Genomic DNA, 14,383 nt, shown 5'->3' on the forward strand with positions numbered 1-14,383 from the left:
ATACGACCCTTGTCAAGCCTTGGCACCCTAGTCATCCAGGCGAATCTGATGTAAGCGATTCACGAAATCCTGCTCGTCCTCACTCAGGACATAGCCCTCCCGCATGGCCACGGAAATGTAGAAACGCTCCGGGACCGGGTCGGTCAATTCCAGGACCTTGATCCCCGGCTCGTTGATGGCCGCGTCCCTGACCAGGAGGCTGATCCCCAGGTTTTGCCGGACCAGCTCCTTCACCCAGGAAATGTCCGGCAGCCGGTAGACCATCACCTGGGGCTTGATCCGACTGTAGGTGCAGTAAGCCTGGAAAGCCGCCTGGTGGATGTACTGCTGGTCAAAGTTGATGAAGCGCTCGTTGGCCAGCTCCTTGAAGCTGACGCGGTCGCGACGGGCCAGGGGATGGTGGTCGCTGACGACGATGCCAAAGGGCCGGGTGGTGATCAGGTCCGCGAAGACCCCGGGCTCCTTGATCGGGGCGGTCGAACCCAGGATGGCGATGTCGATCTTCCCACTGCGGATCTGGTTGAGCAGGTCCCGGGAGCCCACCGAGGTGATCTTCAACCGGGACAGGAGATCCCCCGAGAATTCCTGGACGATCCGGGAAATGTAAAGCTTCCCGATGATCGGCGGCAGGCCGAAACGGATCTGTTTCTGATTGGCCCGGGAAATTTCCCGGTGGGCCAGGTCAATCCGCTCGTTGATCAGGCGGGCATTTTCGAACAGGAGCTGGCCACTCCTGGTGATCATCTCGTCCCGGTGCCCCCGGTCCTTGCGCACCAGCTGGGCATTGAATTCCCGCTCCAGACGCTGGATGGCCTGGGTAATCGTCGGCTGGGACACCCGAAACTGCTTGGCCACCTGGGTGTAGTTCTTATATTTAACAAGGGCGACAAAATACTGTAGGTCACGCGTATTCATCTAATTCCTCCGTCTCGGCAATCATTTCACCGTATCAATAGTCAGCTCCCATTATAGCAAATTTAAAAACACGCGAATTAGCGATTCGAATCGCATTCGCGTGTTTTAGTAGTTAGATATTGTGTTTTACCACATGCCAATGACCTTCATCCAGAGGCTGCCGATCCCGATCCAAACGACCAGGTAGAAGACCCCGAGGATGAGGTTCAACGACCACCACTTCGACTGCGGCACGTAGCCGGAACCGAAGAGCACCGGTGCGGGGCCGGATGCGTAGTGGGTCGTGGAGGCCATCAGGTTACCAAAGAACCCAAGCAAGAGGGCCGCCAGCATTGGTGGGACGTTAGCGGAGATGGCTACGGCCAAGAGGGCACTGTACATCGCCGTAACGTGGGCCGTCGAACTGGCAAAGAGGTAGTGGCTGTAGAAGTAGAAGACGATCAGGATGATCAGGACCAACACCCAGTTCATCCCGTGCAGGGAGCCACTGATCGCCTTGCTCAGCCACGGAATGAAGCCGAGGGCGGTCAGCGAACCGGCCATCATTACCAGAACGGAGAACCAGGTCAAAGTGTTCCAGGCCCCGGTCTCGTGCAGGACGTCCTGCCAGCTCAGCACCCCGGTCAGGAGCAGCAGGGCCAGCGCGATGAAAGCCGCCAGGGTGGCATCAATGCCGATGAAGCTCCCGGTGATCCAGAGCAGGAGGGCAACGACGAAGACAACTGCCATGATCTTTTCCGGCAGGGTCATCGGGCCCATCTTTGCCAGCTGTTCATCCGCCCATTCCTTGGCGTTCGGCGTTTCCTTGATTTCTGGTGGGTACATTTTGTAGATCAGCCACGGAACGACGATCAGGGAAATGATGCCGGGCACCAGGGCGGCCAGGAACCAGCCCGTCCAGGTGATAATCACGCCGCAACCCTTGGCCAGCGTCTGGACCAGCGGGTTGGCGGCCATGGCGGTCATGAACATGGCCGCCGTGATCATGTCACCATGATATTCGGCAAAGATCAGGAAAGAACCAATCTTCCGCTCCGTCCCGTCTTTCGGGTCGGAACCAAAGGACTGGGACAGCGATTCGATGATTGGGTAGAGCACCCCACCGGCACGGGCCGTGTTGCTTGGCGTGGCCGGGGCCAGGATCAGGTCAACCCCGATCAGGGAGTAGGCCAATCCCAGCGTCCGCTTCCCAAAGGCCTTGACAAAGTTCAGGGCAATCCGGCGGCCCAGGCCGGTCTTGATGAAGCCCCGGGCAATGAAGAAGGCCATGGCGATCATCCAGATCGAGGCGTTCCCGAAGCCGACGATCGCCTTGTCCATCGGGACCGTCTTGGTCAAAACGGTCAGGGCAAAGGCAACGATGGAGACCCCACCGATCGGCAGGGGCCGGGTGATGCAGGCGATGATCGTGCCGACAAAGAGGGCAAACATGTGCCAGCCGGCAACCGGTACGGCCGCGGGCTTGAGCGGTGTCATCAGCCAGAGGACAATCCCCACCACCAGGGGCAGGATGAAGCCCTTGTAGTTAACGTGTTCTAATTTTTCCATTTTCCAATTCTCTCTTAAATGTCAATGATTGCTGTGCGGGGCACTTTCCCCCCCCGTTTGGGCCTAGTGTTCGCCGCGAACGTACAGGGTTACTTGCTGGCCAGCCTGCCGACCAAAGACGATCGTCTCGGCGATCGAATTACCGCCGACCCGGTTGTTTCCGTGCAGTCCACCGGCAACTTCACCGGCCGCGAAGAGTCCAGGGATCACGTCGCCATTGCCGTCCAGAACCTGTGTCTTTGGCGTGATGTGGATACCACCCATCGTGTAGTGGATGGCCGGAGCGATGTGGATGGCGAAGAAGCCTGGCTTGTCAATGCCCCGGTCCATTCCGGTCGTCCGGTTGAATGCGGCATCGTCGTGGTTGGCCACGGCCGTGTTCCAGGTCTTGACCGTCTCTTCCAGGACGGCCGGATCCATCTTCAGCTTGTCCGCCAAGTCCGCGATCGTGTCGCCGTGAACGACCAGGCCAACCTTGTCGTAGAATTCGATGGCCTTGGCCCGATCACGGATTCCCTGGTCAAAAATCAGGTAGGCACTGTGCTCCGGCAGGGCCGTGATCGCGTTGGAAACGATCTTCCGGGTGTTCAGTTCGTTGACGAACCGCTTCCCCTCGGCGTTGACCAGGATGGCCCCCTCGCCACGGACCGCTTCACCGATCAGGTAGACGTGCGGGTGGTCCTGCTGAACGGTCGGGTGAACCTGAACCAGGTTCATCTGCATCAGCTCGGCACCGACGTTCTCGGCCAGCTTCAAGCCGTCACCGGTCGCCCCCGGTTGGTTGGTCGTCTTGTAGTCCTTCAGGTCGGGACGGAAGCGTTCGATGTACTCCTTGGAGGCGCCGAAACCACCGGTGGCCAGAATGACCGCCTTGGCGCTGATCGTCTTGATCAGGCCGTTGGCGTTGACGTGCACCCCGTTGATTCGGCCGGCGTCGTCCTGGAGCAGCTTGGTGACCTTGGTCTGGTTGAAGACCGGAATCTTTTCTTCGGCGACCACCCTTAGCAGGCTCTTGACCAGGAAACCACCGATTGGCGCCATGCTGGCCGGACGGTGGGTCCGTTTTTTGGACATCCCCCCGGTCACGGTGATGTCATCCAGCTTGATGTCGTGGTCGGCCAGCCAGTCGATTGCCGGCGCGGTGTGGTAGACGAAGTAGCCGAGCATGTCCTTATCGTTGAGCCGGCCCCCGTCCTTGTAGGTTTCGTGGTAGAAATCGGCAACGTTGTCGATTACCCCGTGCTTCAGTTGAACGTTGGTTTCGGCGGCGTTCATTCCGGAAGAGGCCCGGTTGGTGTTCCCACCCAGCTCTGCTTCCTTTTCAAAGACGGCGACCTTCATCCCCAGCTCGTGGGCTTGGATGGCGGCGGCCAGACCGGTCCCACCGGAACCGATGATGACGGCGTCGTAGCTGTCTTCTAGTTTGCTAACGGATAATGGTTGAAATTCTTCTGCCATTTTGTTTTAGCTCCTTTTTGAATTAGTCCTGACGATCAACGTTGGTCATCTTGAGCATGTCCATCCATTCGTCATACTGGGCCTCGGTAACCTTACCGGACTTCAATGCCGCTTCCTTCAGCGTGCTGCCGGCCTTGTCAGCGGCCTGAGCAATCTTAGCGCTGTCGTGGTAACCGATGTGTGGTGACAGGGCGGTCACGGTCATCAGGGAGTTGTCAACCAGTTCGGCCATCCGCTTTTCGTTGACGGTCAGGCCGTGAACCAGTTTGTCCGCAAAGCCGGTGATCGTCCCGGTTAAGAGGTCGGCGGATTCCAGAAAGGCGTCGATCATGACCGGCTTGTAAACATTCATTTCAAAGTTCCCCTGGGAAGCGGCCATCGTAACTACGGTGTCGTTTCCGAAGACCCGGATAGCGGCCATCGTAACGGCTTCCGCCTGGGTTGGGTTAACCTTCCCCGGCATGATGGAGGAACCCGGTTCGTTAGCCGGGATGTTCAATTCATCGTAGCCGGCCCGCGGACCTGAAGCGAGGAAACGCAGGTCCTGGGCAATCTTGAACATGTCGGCGGCCAGGGTCTTCAGGGCGCCGTGGACAACGTCTAAGCCGGAGTGGTTGGCCAGGCCAAAGAACTTGTTGCTCTTGGCGGTCAGGTGCAGGCCGTAAACCTCGCTCAGCTTTTCGGCAATCTTTTCCGGCATGCCAGGGGCGGCGTTCAGCCCGGTCCCCACGGCGGTTCCACCGATGGCCAGTTCGTTCAGCGTTGGCTCCAGGGTCTTGATGTAGTCCAGATCGTGTTCCAGGGCGGCCACGTAGCCGGAAATTTCCTGGCCAAACGTCAACGGAACGGCATCCTGCAGGTGGGTCCGGCCAACCTTGACCGTCTTCCAGTACTTGTCCTGCTTAACCTTCAGCTCGTCGATCATGTGCTGAACGGCCGGCTTCAGCTTGTCCAAGGCCTCCAGGGCCACCACGTTCATGGCCGTTGGGAAGGTGTCGTTGGAGCTTTGACCCTTGTTGACGTCGTCGTTTGGCAGGATCTCAATGTCCGGGTTGAGCTGGTGGGCCTTGTGGGCAACTACTTCGTTCGTGTTCATGTTGGTCTGGGTCCCGGAACCGGTCTGGTAGACCTTCAGTGGGAAGTCACGGCGCAGCTCCTCGTCGCTTAATGACAGTAACTCGTCGATGGCCTGGACGATCAGTTCACCTTTTTCGGTGGAAATCGCCTTGGTTTCCATGTTCGCCTGGGCGGCGGCCTTCTTGATGTTCAGCAGGGCGCGGATAATGGCGAGGGGCATGTACTGGCCAGTCGGAAAGTTGTGGCGACTCCGCTCCGTCTGTGGTCCCCACAGGGCATCAGCGGGAATTTGAACGGGGCCGAGAGTATCTTCTTCAGTACGGTATTCTGTCATTTTGAAAACCTCCAAATTAATTTAACAGTCAGTGTGATCATGTAGATTGTGAAATGCTACACATCATTTAAACCACTATCCTACCGCCCAGAATGGGGCATAGTCAAACCTTTAGCACTTAATAAATTTCACTTATGTTGAGGCTTGTAAGCTCTAACACGATTGACTTTGCTGATAGCACTAATTATTTTTTCACAAGCCAGCCAAACAAAAAATCTCAAGAAATTGTTAAGTTAATTTCTTGAGATTTAGGTAATTTAAGATCAGGATCACAAAGTAATTGGACGTTCTTTGTAAAGATTGCTGATTACTTCTCACTTAATTTCAGCGTGATCACGAAGGCCAGCGAATGATCGGCGTACTTGGCGCTGATCTTGCCCTTCATCAGTTTGATCAGATACTGGGCCATCGAAAGACCGATCCCAAAGCCACTCTTGCCGTTCTTGGTGTGGGACTCGTCGGCCCGGTAGAAGCGTTCAAAGAAGCGGTGGTAGTCCTCGTTTTCGCCTTCCTTGTAGGTGTTGGCGACGGTGATCACGGCGTTCTTAGTGTGCTTAGCCGGTTGAACGGTCATTCGGATGGTCCCCTGGGGATCGCAGTACTTGTTGGCGTTGTCGAGCAGGATGTTGAAGAGCTCGCGCAGGAGGTTCTCATCCCCCGTCACCACCAGATTCGGGGCGATCTTTGTTACAAATTGCTTGTCCCCCGACTTGGCCACGCTAGAAAAGCTCTGGCTAACGCTCGTGGCAAGCTTGCTGATGTCGACCGGGGCCATCGTGATGTCCGGCTGTTCCTGCATCCGGGCCAGGGAAACCAGGTTGTTGATTAACTTGGTCAGGCGGTCAACCTGCTGGCGGGTACTCTTGGTCCATTCGTTTTCCCCACCCAGCAGCTCCTGCATCTCCGTGTTGGCGGAGATGACCGTCAGCGGCGTCTTCAACTCGTGGCTGGCGTTGGTGATGAATTGCTTTTGCCGGTGCTCGGCCTGGATGATCGGCCGGATCGCCCGCCGTGAATAGAGCGTCAAAAGCAGGGCGTAAAGAAGCAACACGATTACCCCAAGCAGGGTCCCGGTGTGCATCAGCTCGGTCGTCCGTGCCATCAGCAGCGACTCATCCAGGAAAACCACGGTGGTCGCCTTCTTTTGCTTGCGAATCCGGTAGGCGTAGGCCACCCCCTGGTAGCGCATCTGCCCGTTCTTCAGGCCGCGCTTGACCGCCCGCTGTGCCAGCCGCTTGGCGGTTTGAGGACCGATGCTGGTGATGTGATCATCCTCCACGCTGGTCAGCTGGTCGGCCCGGTCAAAAGTGACGCTGAAGTAGCGGTACTGCTGGAGCCCCTCGCGCGTATACTGCGGCTGCGGGTAATGCTTCGTCTGGCCACTGGTCGGCAGCTGGCCCTCGTTGTCCACCAGGATGGTCAAAACGTTGTTGACCTCCTGACGGGCGTGGTAGTAAGTCAGGCCACAGATGCTGCCGACGATCGTCATGATGACCACCAGCAGGGCCGTGGTCGACATGGCGATGAACTTATAGCGAAACTTTTGGATCATTTACTGGTCACCGCCCGCTCAATCGAAAAGGGGCCGCCCTTTTCGCCGACAATGGTCACGGCCGAGCGGATCGACTGCAGCTTTTGCCGGAGATAGGAGATGTTGATCCAGACGTCCTCGGCATCGGCCTCCTCATCGGACCAGACGTGGTTCACCAGTTCCTCCGCCGTTAAGCTCTTGCCGGCGTTTAAGATCAGGTACTGGAGCAGACGGCTTTCCTTCCTGGTCAGGCTGATCGAATTGTGGCTTTCCAGGGACTGGTCGTTGCTGTTTAAGGTTAGGTCGCCAAATTGGATGACGTCGCGGTTAAATTCCTCACTGCGGCGCTCCCGGGAACGCAGCCGGGCCAGCAGTTCCTTTAAGGAGAAGGGTTTCGTCAGGTAGTCGTCAGCCCCCGCATCGAGGCCGTTAACCCGGTCGTCCTCTTCACCCATCGCCGTCAGCATCATCACGTAGGTCGAATCACCGCTGGCCCGGATCTCCTTCAAGGCTTCCAGGCCCGACTTGACCGGCATCATGATGTCTAAGATGATGACGTCGTAGGGATTCTCCTGGGCGTGATCAACGGCGGCCTGACCGTCACCAACCACGTCGACTTGGTAGCCCTTGGTCCGCATGGCGGTTGCCAGGACGTGGGCCAGTTGTTGTTCGTCTTCCGCTACTAAAATTCTCATTGTTCCATCCCCTAATCGTCTTCGTGAATCAGCTGGCGAATCGTCTGCATCTGAACGTCGCACGAGGCGAGCTGGTCGGCGCAGTGCTTCAACTCCCGGCTAATTCGTTCCGGATCTTTGATATCGTGTTTATACTTCATTTCGTGTTCCAGGCTGGCCCAGGAGTCCATGGCGATCGTCCGCAGCTGGATCTCGACGAAGAAGTGCCCGGGATTTTGGCCTTCAATGTCCGTGTATGGGGTCTCTTCGTCCAGAATTAGGTGGTAGCTGCGGTAGCCGTTGGGCTTGGCGTTGGTGATGTAGTCCTTTTCCTTAACAATCGTGCACCAGTCGGCCTGGCGCAGCTGGGTCAGGCAACGATCGATGTCGTCGATGAAGTTGCAGACGATCCGCAGACCAACCGCGTCCCGGCAGCGGCGCAGGGCCGACTCGGTCGTGACCGGGTAGCCCTTGCGCCGGCACTTTTCCTCCATGCTGGCGGGCTCCTTGACCCGGCCAATCAGGTGCTCGTATAGTTTCGGCTGGTCGGCCGCTACGACCTGGTCATTCAGTTGTTGGATGCGCGTGCGCGTCGTTTCCAGGATCTTGGGCAGAACCTGGTCGTAAGAACCATAGATTGACATTTTTATTCACTCCTAATGTTTCCATTATAACAACTCACTAGTTAATAGAAAAAGGCCGCGCCCCGTTTTTACCGAAACTAAAAAAAGGCGGTGGGACAGAACTCGCTTGCGAGTTCGTCGTCCCACCCCCGCGAGGCCGGCTAGGCATTTCGGGCGTTGATTTATCAACGTTCGGAATCCAGCCGGCTACCGCGCTGCAGCATTTATAAGCTATATAACAGAAAAGAGGCTAGGTTAATTTCCCAGCCTCCTTAATCATTTATTCGTCAATTGTGACCTTTTCCATCACAACGTCGTCCTTCGGCTTATCCATCTGGTCGCGGGCCACCTTGCTGATCTGCTGGACGACATTCATGCCGGAGACCACCTGACCGAAGACGGTGTGGCGGTGATCCAGCCATGGCGTGCCACCAACCTTGGCGTAGTGGTCAATCGCCTCCTGCGGGAAGCCGGCAGCCTTCATCTGCTCAACCATGTTGGCCGGCACGTGCTCGTTGGAGACGATGAAGAACTGGCTGCCGTTGGTGTTCGGGCCGGCATTGGCCATTGAAAGGGCCCCGTTGAAGTTAAACAGCCGATCGGAGAATTCGTCCTCAAAGGCGTGGCCGTAGATGCTTTCGCCACCGCGGCCGGTCCCAGTGGGGTCCCCACCCTGGATCATGAAGTCCGGAATTACCCGGTGAAAGGTCACGCCGTCGTAGTAGCCCTTCTTGGCCAGCTCGACGAAGTTCTTGACCGTCTTGGGAGCCAGGGTGTCAAAGAGCTGCACCGTGATCGTCCCCAGGTTGGTCTTGATTTCAGCCTTCGGACCCTTTGCCTGGTCCAGTGCAAGTTGTGGATAATCCATTGTCATTCCTCATTTCATTTTTCTTTTAATCATACCATGGGACTAGTCGTCCTGGCTAACCCGCAGCACGCAGGCCCCCTTGATGTCGCCCCGCTTGACGTACTTCAGGGCTTCGTCGGCACGATCAAAGGCGTACTCGTGGACCTCGGGGTGAATATCCAGCCGGTCGGCCAGGGTCAGGAACTCCTCACCGTCACGCCGCGTGTTGCTCTCGACACTGGTGATCGTCTTCTCGTGGAAGAGGTGCTTCTGGTAGTTGAGGGCTGGCACGTCGGTCATGTGGATCCCGGCCAGGGCCAGGGTTCCACCCGGAATCAGGCTCTCCATGGCCGGCAGGACAATGTCGCCAACCGGCGCAAAGATGATCGACGAATCCAACGGCACGTCTGACAGGTCGTAAGCGCCGTGGGCCGAGGCACAACCAAGCTGGAGGGCAAACTTCCGCGCATCGGCACCCCGGGTGAAGACGTGGACCTCGATCCCCTGGGCCAGTGCGATCTGGGCGGTGATGTGGGCCGAGCCGCCGAAGCCGTAGAGACCGAGCCGGCCACCAGCTGGAACGTTGGCCCGTTCAAAGGCCCGGTAGCCAATGATCCCGGCGCAGAGCAGTGGTGCCGCCTCTAAGGAATCAAACTTTTCCGGAATCCGGTAGGCAAAGCCCTCGGGCACGGTGACGTATTCGGCATAGCCGCCGTCGTGATCCCAACCGGTGTAGACGGAATGCGGGCAGAGGTTCTCCCGACCAGACCGACAGAACTTGCAGACCCCACAGGCGTGCCGGAACCACGGAATCCCGATCCGCTCGCCAAGGCTAAAGCGCTGGGTTTCCGGTCCCTGAGCAACGACCCGGCCGACGATCTCGTGGCCCGGGGTGACGTGTTCCTGGTGCACGGGCAAATCCCCCTCCGTGACGTGAAGGTCGGTGTGGCAGACCCCGCAGGTCAAAACCTTGACCAGGACCTCGCCCCGGCCTGGCGTTGGCACCGGCTTCTCAACCATCTTGAGCGGGGCACGGTCCCCGTCGATCGGCCCCGGTGTGGTGACGGCCCAGGCCTTCATTGTCTTCGGTAAATCATCCATTTGCTTATCCATGTCTATCAACCTCGCTTAATTGGACTTTACAAGGCTATTGTAGTCCTTTTCACCAGCTTGTGAAGAATTGCGCACCGTTAGTTGTAAATTTCCTGGAGCTGCTCTACCCGGCGGCGCCACTCTTCCTGTTCCTGGGCGAAGTTCGGGGTCCGGTTGATGGACGGATCGTCCGAAGCCGCCTCCTGCAGGCCGGCCGTTCCGCCGATGTCGTCGATGATTCCCGCTCCGGCGCCATCCAGCACGACCGCCCCGCTCATGCCAGCGTTGCGCAGCCGGGATTGCTTCTGCACGCTCTCGACCTTGATTTCAAACATCCAGCTGTCGCCGAAGTCGTAGATCAGGGTCAACTCATCACCCGGCTGATACTCGCCCAGCCAGTGGAGCTCGATGTCCTGCTCGTTGCCGGCCCCGCTCTCAAACACCGGCAGCTGGAAGTGGTGGTCGCCGTCGTTGAGTTCGAAGAGGTGCCCACCGTTGGCCCTAAAGCTGGCCAGGATTTGGTAACAGAGCATGTCCAGCCGGGTTGCCCCGCTGACCCGCAGCTGGCGCCACATGGTCGGCTGGTAGTCCGCCAGCGTCACCGTCAGGGTGTAGGCATCGCCCCGAAAATGACGGCCCCGATCCATCGCCTCCCGCTGCTGTTCAGCCTGCTGCTGCAGATTGCGGAGCAGGCGCTGCAGGTGGTAGACCCGCTGATGGGAATAGTGGTCGTTGATCCCCTGACCGACCGACTGGACGAACTGGTCGAAGTCGGCCGACGAGAAGAGCTGCTGGTTGCGCATGAAGCGACCCAGTTCCCGCAGCGCCGTCCCCAGGTTCCGCATTGCACTCATGCTCATCTGAACGTCGTTGAGTTCCTCATAGTGCAGCAGGTAGTTGTAGACCAGGCCGAGATCCGCCAACATCGAGACCCCCTCGCCCTCGCAAAAGCTGAGGTAGTCGGCCGCCGCGTTGAGGTCCCGGTCAATGATCTGATCACTCTTGTCCCGGTTCGTCAGGTAGCGTTGGTAGTCCTTCAAGAAGAGCTCGCTGACCGCCGTGGCGTTCATAACGTCGTTGAGCGAGGCGCTCCGGTACAGGTAGGAACGGTTGTGTTCGTTCAGCTGCGGGTGGGCCGGCAGCTGGTAGTTGTGGGCAACATAGTCCTCAAAGCGTTCGATCACCGTCTCCGAATCACCGGTCTGCGGATCCGGCAGCGTGGTATTTTCGGCCAGTTGGAGGGCCAGCTGGGCATTCGTCGGCTGCTCCTCCCAGTCAACCGGTGAATTGGGCCCGGTCAACATGTTCTGGTAGCGCTGCAGCTTCTGTTGGGCCGCCGACGAGAGCTGCCGGGTAAACTCAATCTCTTGGAACTGGTGCGACCGGATCATGCTGATCTTGGCGTGCGGCACCGGCAGCTCCCCCAATAGCTCGATGAACTCCCGCTTGAAAGCCGTCACGAAGGCCCGTGAATCGTTGAAGCGCTGCGGGTGACGGACAATCACCGGCAGGGCCAGTGCGTTGTTGACAAAAATAATGAAATCGCCCGCGGAACGGACGGACCAAGTTGCCGGACTGTCAAACTGGTCACGCGCAACTGGACCTGGATTGACGTGCAGATGCGATGCGGTCCGATTTTCAATTGGGTAGATTGTAAAATTTAAGTTGAACATTTAAGTGGACAGAAAAACCCATCAAGGTCTTTAATGGTGTTACCGTACAATCCATTAGAAAGAAGGGCCTTGATGAGCACCACTATTTTATCATTCCAGAACCGTGTTGTCATTGAAACACTTCATAATGAAGGACGTTCCTTGCGATACATCGCTAACTACTTAGGCTTTAGTAAGACCACCATCTTTAACGAACTTCACCGGCTAAATAGTGAGTACCAGGCTGAGCTAGCGCAAACTGACTTTGAACAAAAGGTTAGTCAACGGGGGCGGAAGTCTTCGCTCACTAAAAACCTTAAACACTTGGTCGAGGAAAAGATTCAAGTCCAGAAGTGGTCCCCTGAACAAGTTGCCCATGTGGTTGGGATTGCCTACAAGACGGTCTATAACTGGATTGATCAAGGCTGGCTTGATGTACAGCTACCCGATTTGCCTGATCATGGAATTCGTCGTCATCGTGCTAAAGAAAAGCGTGGTACGTTCAGTCACGGCCGCTCCATTGAGGAGCGTCCTCATAAAGTCGAAACTCGCCAGGAGTTCGGCCACTTTGAAGCTGATACCGTACTTTCTGGCAAACGTAAAGGTCAAGCTGTGGCTACTTTTGTGGAGCGTAAGAGTCGCCTGACAATTGTTAAACGGCTCCATGGCCGCGACAGTCAGTCTATGACTCAAGCCGTACTTGAACTAGCTAGTCAACTTCAAGACAAGCTCAAGACGCTGACCGTGGATCATGGGAAAGAGTTCGCTAACTATCAGACAATTGAACGGCAAACTGGTACTCCGGTTTATTTTGCCCATGCTTATTCACCACATGAACGCGGTAGTAATGAGAACCGTAACCGAGTTTTGCGACGATTTATTCCCAAGGGACAAGCTATTGAAGAGCTGAGCGATCGCCAGCTGGTTCAAATCAATTGGTATCTGAATTCCCGGCCACTTAAATGTCTTAACTGGCGCACACCAATCGAGATCTTCCTGCTTAATTTACGTCATTAAATTCGTTCAAGTTATTTCTTGCAATCTGCCATTGCAATAAACACCCCTACCAACTCCTTTATTTTCTACTATAATAATTGTGACAGAGTTGGCGACAGAACTCAAATTCTTCCGCCAACTTTCACTAAATCATTAGAATATGTCCCGAAAGGAAGGGTTAACGTGAATGAACAATCCCTAGATCTTTTTGACCTGAAACGAATCAAAATTAATCACACCAAGGCGGAGCTGGAACAAATGGGCAAGCAACGCCTCAAGGATGTCTCCAGTAAAGAGCTGGCGACCTTCGTTCCGGTCAAGCGGGACCCCGTGGCCGCCATCAGCCAGACCGAAGCCAAGATGATCCCCGAGCTCCTGCCCCTGCGGCACCAACGAATGACCGCCAGCCGCTTTGCCTTCTTCCGCGGCACGGCCGAGCTGATGGAGCAGGACATGAAGCAACAACACCAGAGCGGGATTCCGATCGTCATCTGTGGTGACGCCCACGTTAACAACTTCGGCTTTTACGCCTCCCCCGAGCGCAAGCTGCTCTTCGGCCTCAACGACTTCGACGAGGCCCGGATCGGCAACTGGGAGTCCGACCTCAAACGCCTCCTGGTCAGCATTGAACTGGCCGGTAGCGAGAACGGCTTTGCTCCGGACGAGCTCACCAAGGTCCTCGAACTGACCACCAAGACCTACCGGCACGCCATCAAGAACGCCAACAAGCTCTCGCTGCCGGAGGTTTTCTACTTCTCCTTTGAAATTCACGACATGATCAATAGCATCAACCAGTTCGGTGACGCCCCGTCCCAGATGGAAAAGATCCTGCAAAACATCATCAAGAAGAGCCAGCACAGCAATTCCGAGGAAATCGTCCGCAAGATGGGGACCATCAACGATCGCGGCCAGCTGGTCTTCCGCGACAACCCGCCACGCGCCCGGCACCTCAGCCCGCTCCAGTACAAACAGGTGGTTGCCGGCTACGAACACTACCGGGATAACGTTCGCCAGGACATCCGGGTCTTCCTCGCTAACTTCCACATCACCGACATCATCCGCTATAGCGTCGGCGTCGGCAGCTTTGGGACTCGTTGCTACCTCCTGATGCTGACCGGGATCGACGGGTCGCACCTGGTCCTCCAGGTCAAGGAGGCCATGCCGCTGCGTTACAACCTGCTCAATCTCAAGGTCCAGCAGGCGATCGACAACGGGATGCTGGCCGGACGGCGGATCGTCACCGCTCAGCGGGTCCTGCAGTCGACCTCCGATCCCTTCCTGGCCAGCACCCGTTTTGGCAACCGGTCCTACTACGTCCGCCAGTTCCGGGACATGAAGGAATCGATCAAGCTGGAACGGCTCGACCTGCCGAGCTACCAGCTGTACTGCCAGACCTGCGCCCTCTGCCTGGCCATGGCCCACGCCCAGAGCCCGACCTCGCCAATGCTGCGGGGATATTTGCGCCACCAAAAGGAGCTGGACACCGGCCTTGCCCAGTGGGCCCACCAGTATGTCCAGCAGGTTGACAAGGACTTCCGGGCCTTCCAGGAATACGTCCAGAAGAATGGTTAAAAATTAAGCTTAGACGACAAAACGGGCCGCAATCTCAAAGGGTTGCGGCCCGTTTTTTGTTAAC

General features: G+C 57.0%; 12 protein-coding genes. 2 read left to right on the forward strand and 10 right to left on the reverse strand.

The genetic code is table 11. The features are described from left to right. Positions 1 to 27: 27 nt before the first annotated feature. From LKE23_RS05140 to LKE23_RS05185, 10 genes are all read right to left on the reverse strand, one after another. Positions 28 to 915 (reverse strand): LysR family transcriptional regulator, encoded by an 888-nt coding sequence (locus LKE23_RS05140; protein ID WP_291976255.1) that lies wholly within the window; start codon positions 913 to 915, stop codon positions 28 to 30. A 126-nt stretch (positions 916 to 1,041) separates the two neighbouring features. Continuing rightward, positions 1,042 to 2,463, reverse strand: a complete 1,422-nt coding sequence (locus tag LKE23_RS05145; RefSeq protein ID WP_291976256.1) for an anion permease — start codon at positions 2,461 to 2,463, stop codon at positions 1,042 to 1,044. Between the two features lie 63 nt (positions 2,464 to 2,526). Beyond that, positions 2,527 to 3,921, reverse strand: coding sequence for a flavocytochrome c (locus tag LKE23_RS05150; protein ID WP_291976257.1), 1,395 nt, complete (start codon positions 3,919 to 3,921; stop codon positions 2,527 to 2,529). A 22-nt stretch (positions 3,922 to 3,943) separates the two neighbouring features. Beyond that, positions 3,944 to 5,332, reverse strand: a complete 1,389-nt coding sequence (locus LKE23_RS05155; protein WP_267200796.1) for a class II fumarate hydratase — start codon at positions 5,330 to 5,332, stop codon at positions 3,944 to 3,946. Between the two features lie 307 nt (positions 5,333 to 5,639). Next, complete coding sequence (locus LKE23_RS05160; protein WP_291976258.1) at positions 5,640 to 6,884, reverse strand: sensor histidine kinase; 1,245 nt, start codon at positions 6,882 to 6,884, stop codon at positions 5,640 to 5,642. Next, positions 6,881 to 7,558, reverse strand: coding sequence for a response regulator transcription factor (locus LKE23_RS05165; protein WP_291976259.1), 678 nt, complete (start codon positions 7,556 to 7,558; stop codon positions 6,881 to 6,883). Before LKE23_RS05165 ends, LKE23_RS05160 begins: the two co-directional genes overlap by 4 nt. A gap of 11 nt (positions 7,559 to 7,569) precedes the next feature. Continuing rightward, on the reverse strand, positions 7,570 to 8,181 hold the full coding sequence (locus tag LKE23_RS05170) for a GTP pyrophosphokinase (RefSeq protein ID WP_291976260.1): 612 nt from the start codon (positions 8,179 to 8,181) through the stop codon (positions 7,570 to 7,572). Between the two features lie 259 nt (positions 8,182 to 8,440). Further along, complete coding sequence (locus LKE23_RS05175) at positions 8,441 to 9,028, reverse strand: peptidylprolyl isomerase (protein ID WP_291976261.1); 588 nt, start codon at positions 9,026 to 9,028, stop codon at positions 8,441 to 8,443. 42 nt (positions 9,029 to 9,070) lie between these two features. Then, on the reverse strand, positions 9,071 to 10,120 hold the full coding sequence (locus tag LKE23_RS05180) for a zinc-dependent alcohol dehydrogenase family protein (RefSeq protein ID WP_291976263.1): 1,050 nt from the start codon (positions 10,118 to 10,120) through the stop codon (positions 9,071 to 9,073). Between the two features lie 77 nt (positions 10,121 to 10,197). After that, positions 10,198 to 11,772 carry a plasmid pRiA4b ORF-3 family protein gene (locus LKE23_RS05185; protein WP_291976265.1) on the reverse strand — a complete coding sequence of 525 codons (1,575 nt, stop codon included), beginning with the start codon at positions 11,770 to 11,772 and terminating at the stop codon, positions 10,198 to 10,200. A gap of 72 nt (positions 11,773 to 11,844) precedes the next feature. Between LKE23_RS05185 and LKE23_RS05190 the strand changes: the two genes are divergently transcribed. Together LKE23_RS05190 and LKE23_RS05195 are read left to right on the forward strand one after the other, a co-directional pair. After that, on the forward strand, positions 11,845 to 12,768 hold the full coding sequence (locus LKE23_RS05190) for an IS30 family transposase (RefSeq protein WP_152720014.1): 924 nt from the start codon (positions 11,845 to 11,847) through the stop codon (positions 12,766 to 12,768). Positions 12,769 to 12,930: 162 nt separating this feature from the next. Further along, positions 12,931 to 14,319, forward strand: coding sequence for a DUF2252 domain-containing protein (locus LKE23_RS05195; RefSeq protein WP_291976266.1), 1,389 nt, complete (start codon positions 12,931 to 12,933; stop codon positions 14,317 to 14,319). The last annotated feature ends 64 nt before the right edge of the window (positions 14,320 to 14,383 follow it).

It is taken from the genome of Limosilactobacillus sp. (genome assembly GCF_022482365.1).
Classification (GTDB): domain Bacteria; phylum Bacillota; class Bacilli; order Lactobacillales; family Lactobacillaceae; genus Limosilactobacillus.

Excerpts from the sequence above, each read along its gene's own strand:
- LKE23_RS05140 (WP_291976255.1), bottom strand. The coding sequence starts at position 915 with ATGAATACGCGTGACCTACAGTATTTTGTCGCCCTTGTTAAATATAAG.
- LKE23_RS05145 (WP_291976256.1), bottom strand. The coding sequence starts at position 2,463 with ATGGAAAAATTAGAACACGTTAACTACAAGGGCTTCATCCTGCCCCTG.
- LKE23_RS05150 (WP_291976257.1), bottom strand. The coding sequence starts at position 3,921 with ATGGCAGAAGAATTTCAACCATTATCCGTTAGCAAACTAGAAGACAGC.
- LKE23_RS05155 (WP_267200796.1), bottom strand. The coding sequence starts at position 5,332 with ATGACAGAATACCGTACTGAAGAAGATACTCTCGGCCCCGTTCAAATT.
- LKE23_RS05160 (WP_291976258.1), bottom strand. The coding sequence starts at position 6,884 with ATGATCCAAAAGTTTCGCTATAAGTTCATCGCCATGTCGACCACGGCC.
- LKE23_RS05165 (WP_291976259.1), bottom strand. The coding sequence starts at position 7,558 with ATGAGAATTTTAGTAGCGGAAGACGAACAACAACTGGCCCACGTCCTG.
- LKE23_RS05170 (WP_291976260.1), bottom strand. The coding sequence starts at position 8,181 with ATGTCAATCTATGGTTCTTACGACCAGGTTCTGCCCAAGATCCTGGAA.
- LKE23_RS05175 (WP_291976261.1), bottom strand. The coding sequence starts at position 9,028 with ATGGATTATCCACAACTTGCACTGGACCAGGCAAAGGGTCCGAAGGCT.
- LKE23_RS05180 (WP_291976263.1), bottom strand. The coding sequence starts at position 10,120 with ATGGATAAGCAAATGGATGATTTACCGAAGACAATGAAGGCCTGGGCC.
- LKE23_RS05185 (WP_291976265.1), bottom strand. The coding sequence starts at position 11,772 with ATGTTCAACTTAAATTTTACAATCTACCCAATTGAAAATCGGACCGCA.
- LKE23_RS05190 (WP_152720014.1), top strand. The coding sequence starts at position 11,845 with ATGAGCACCACTATTTTATCATTCCAGAACCGTGTTGTCATTGAAACA.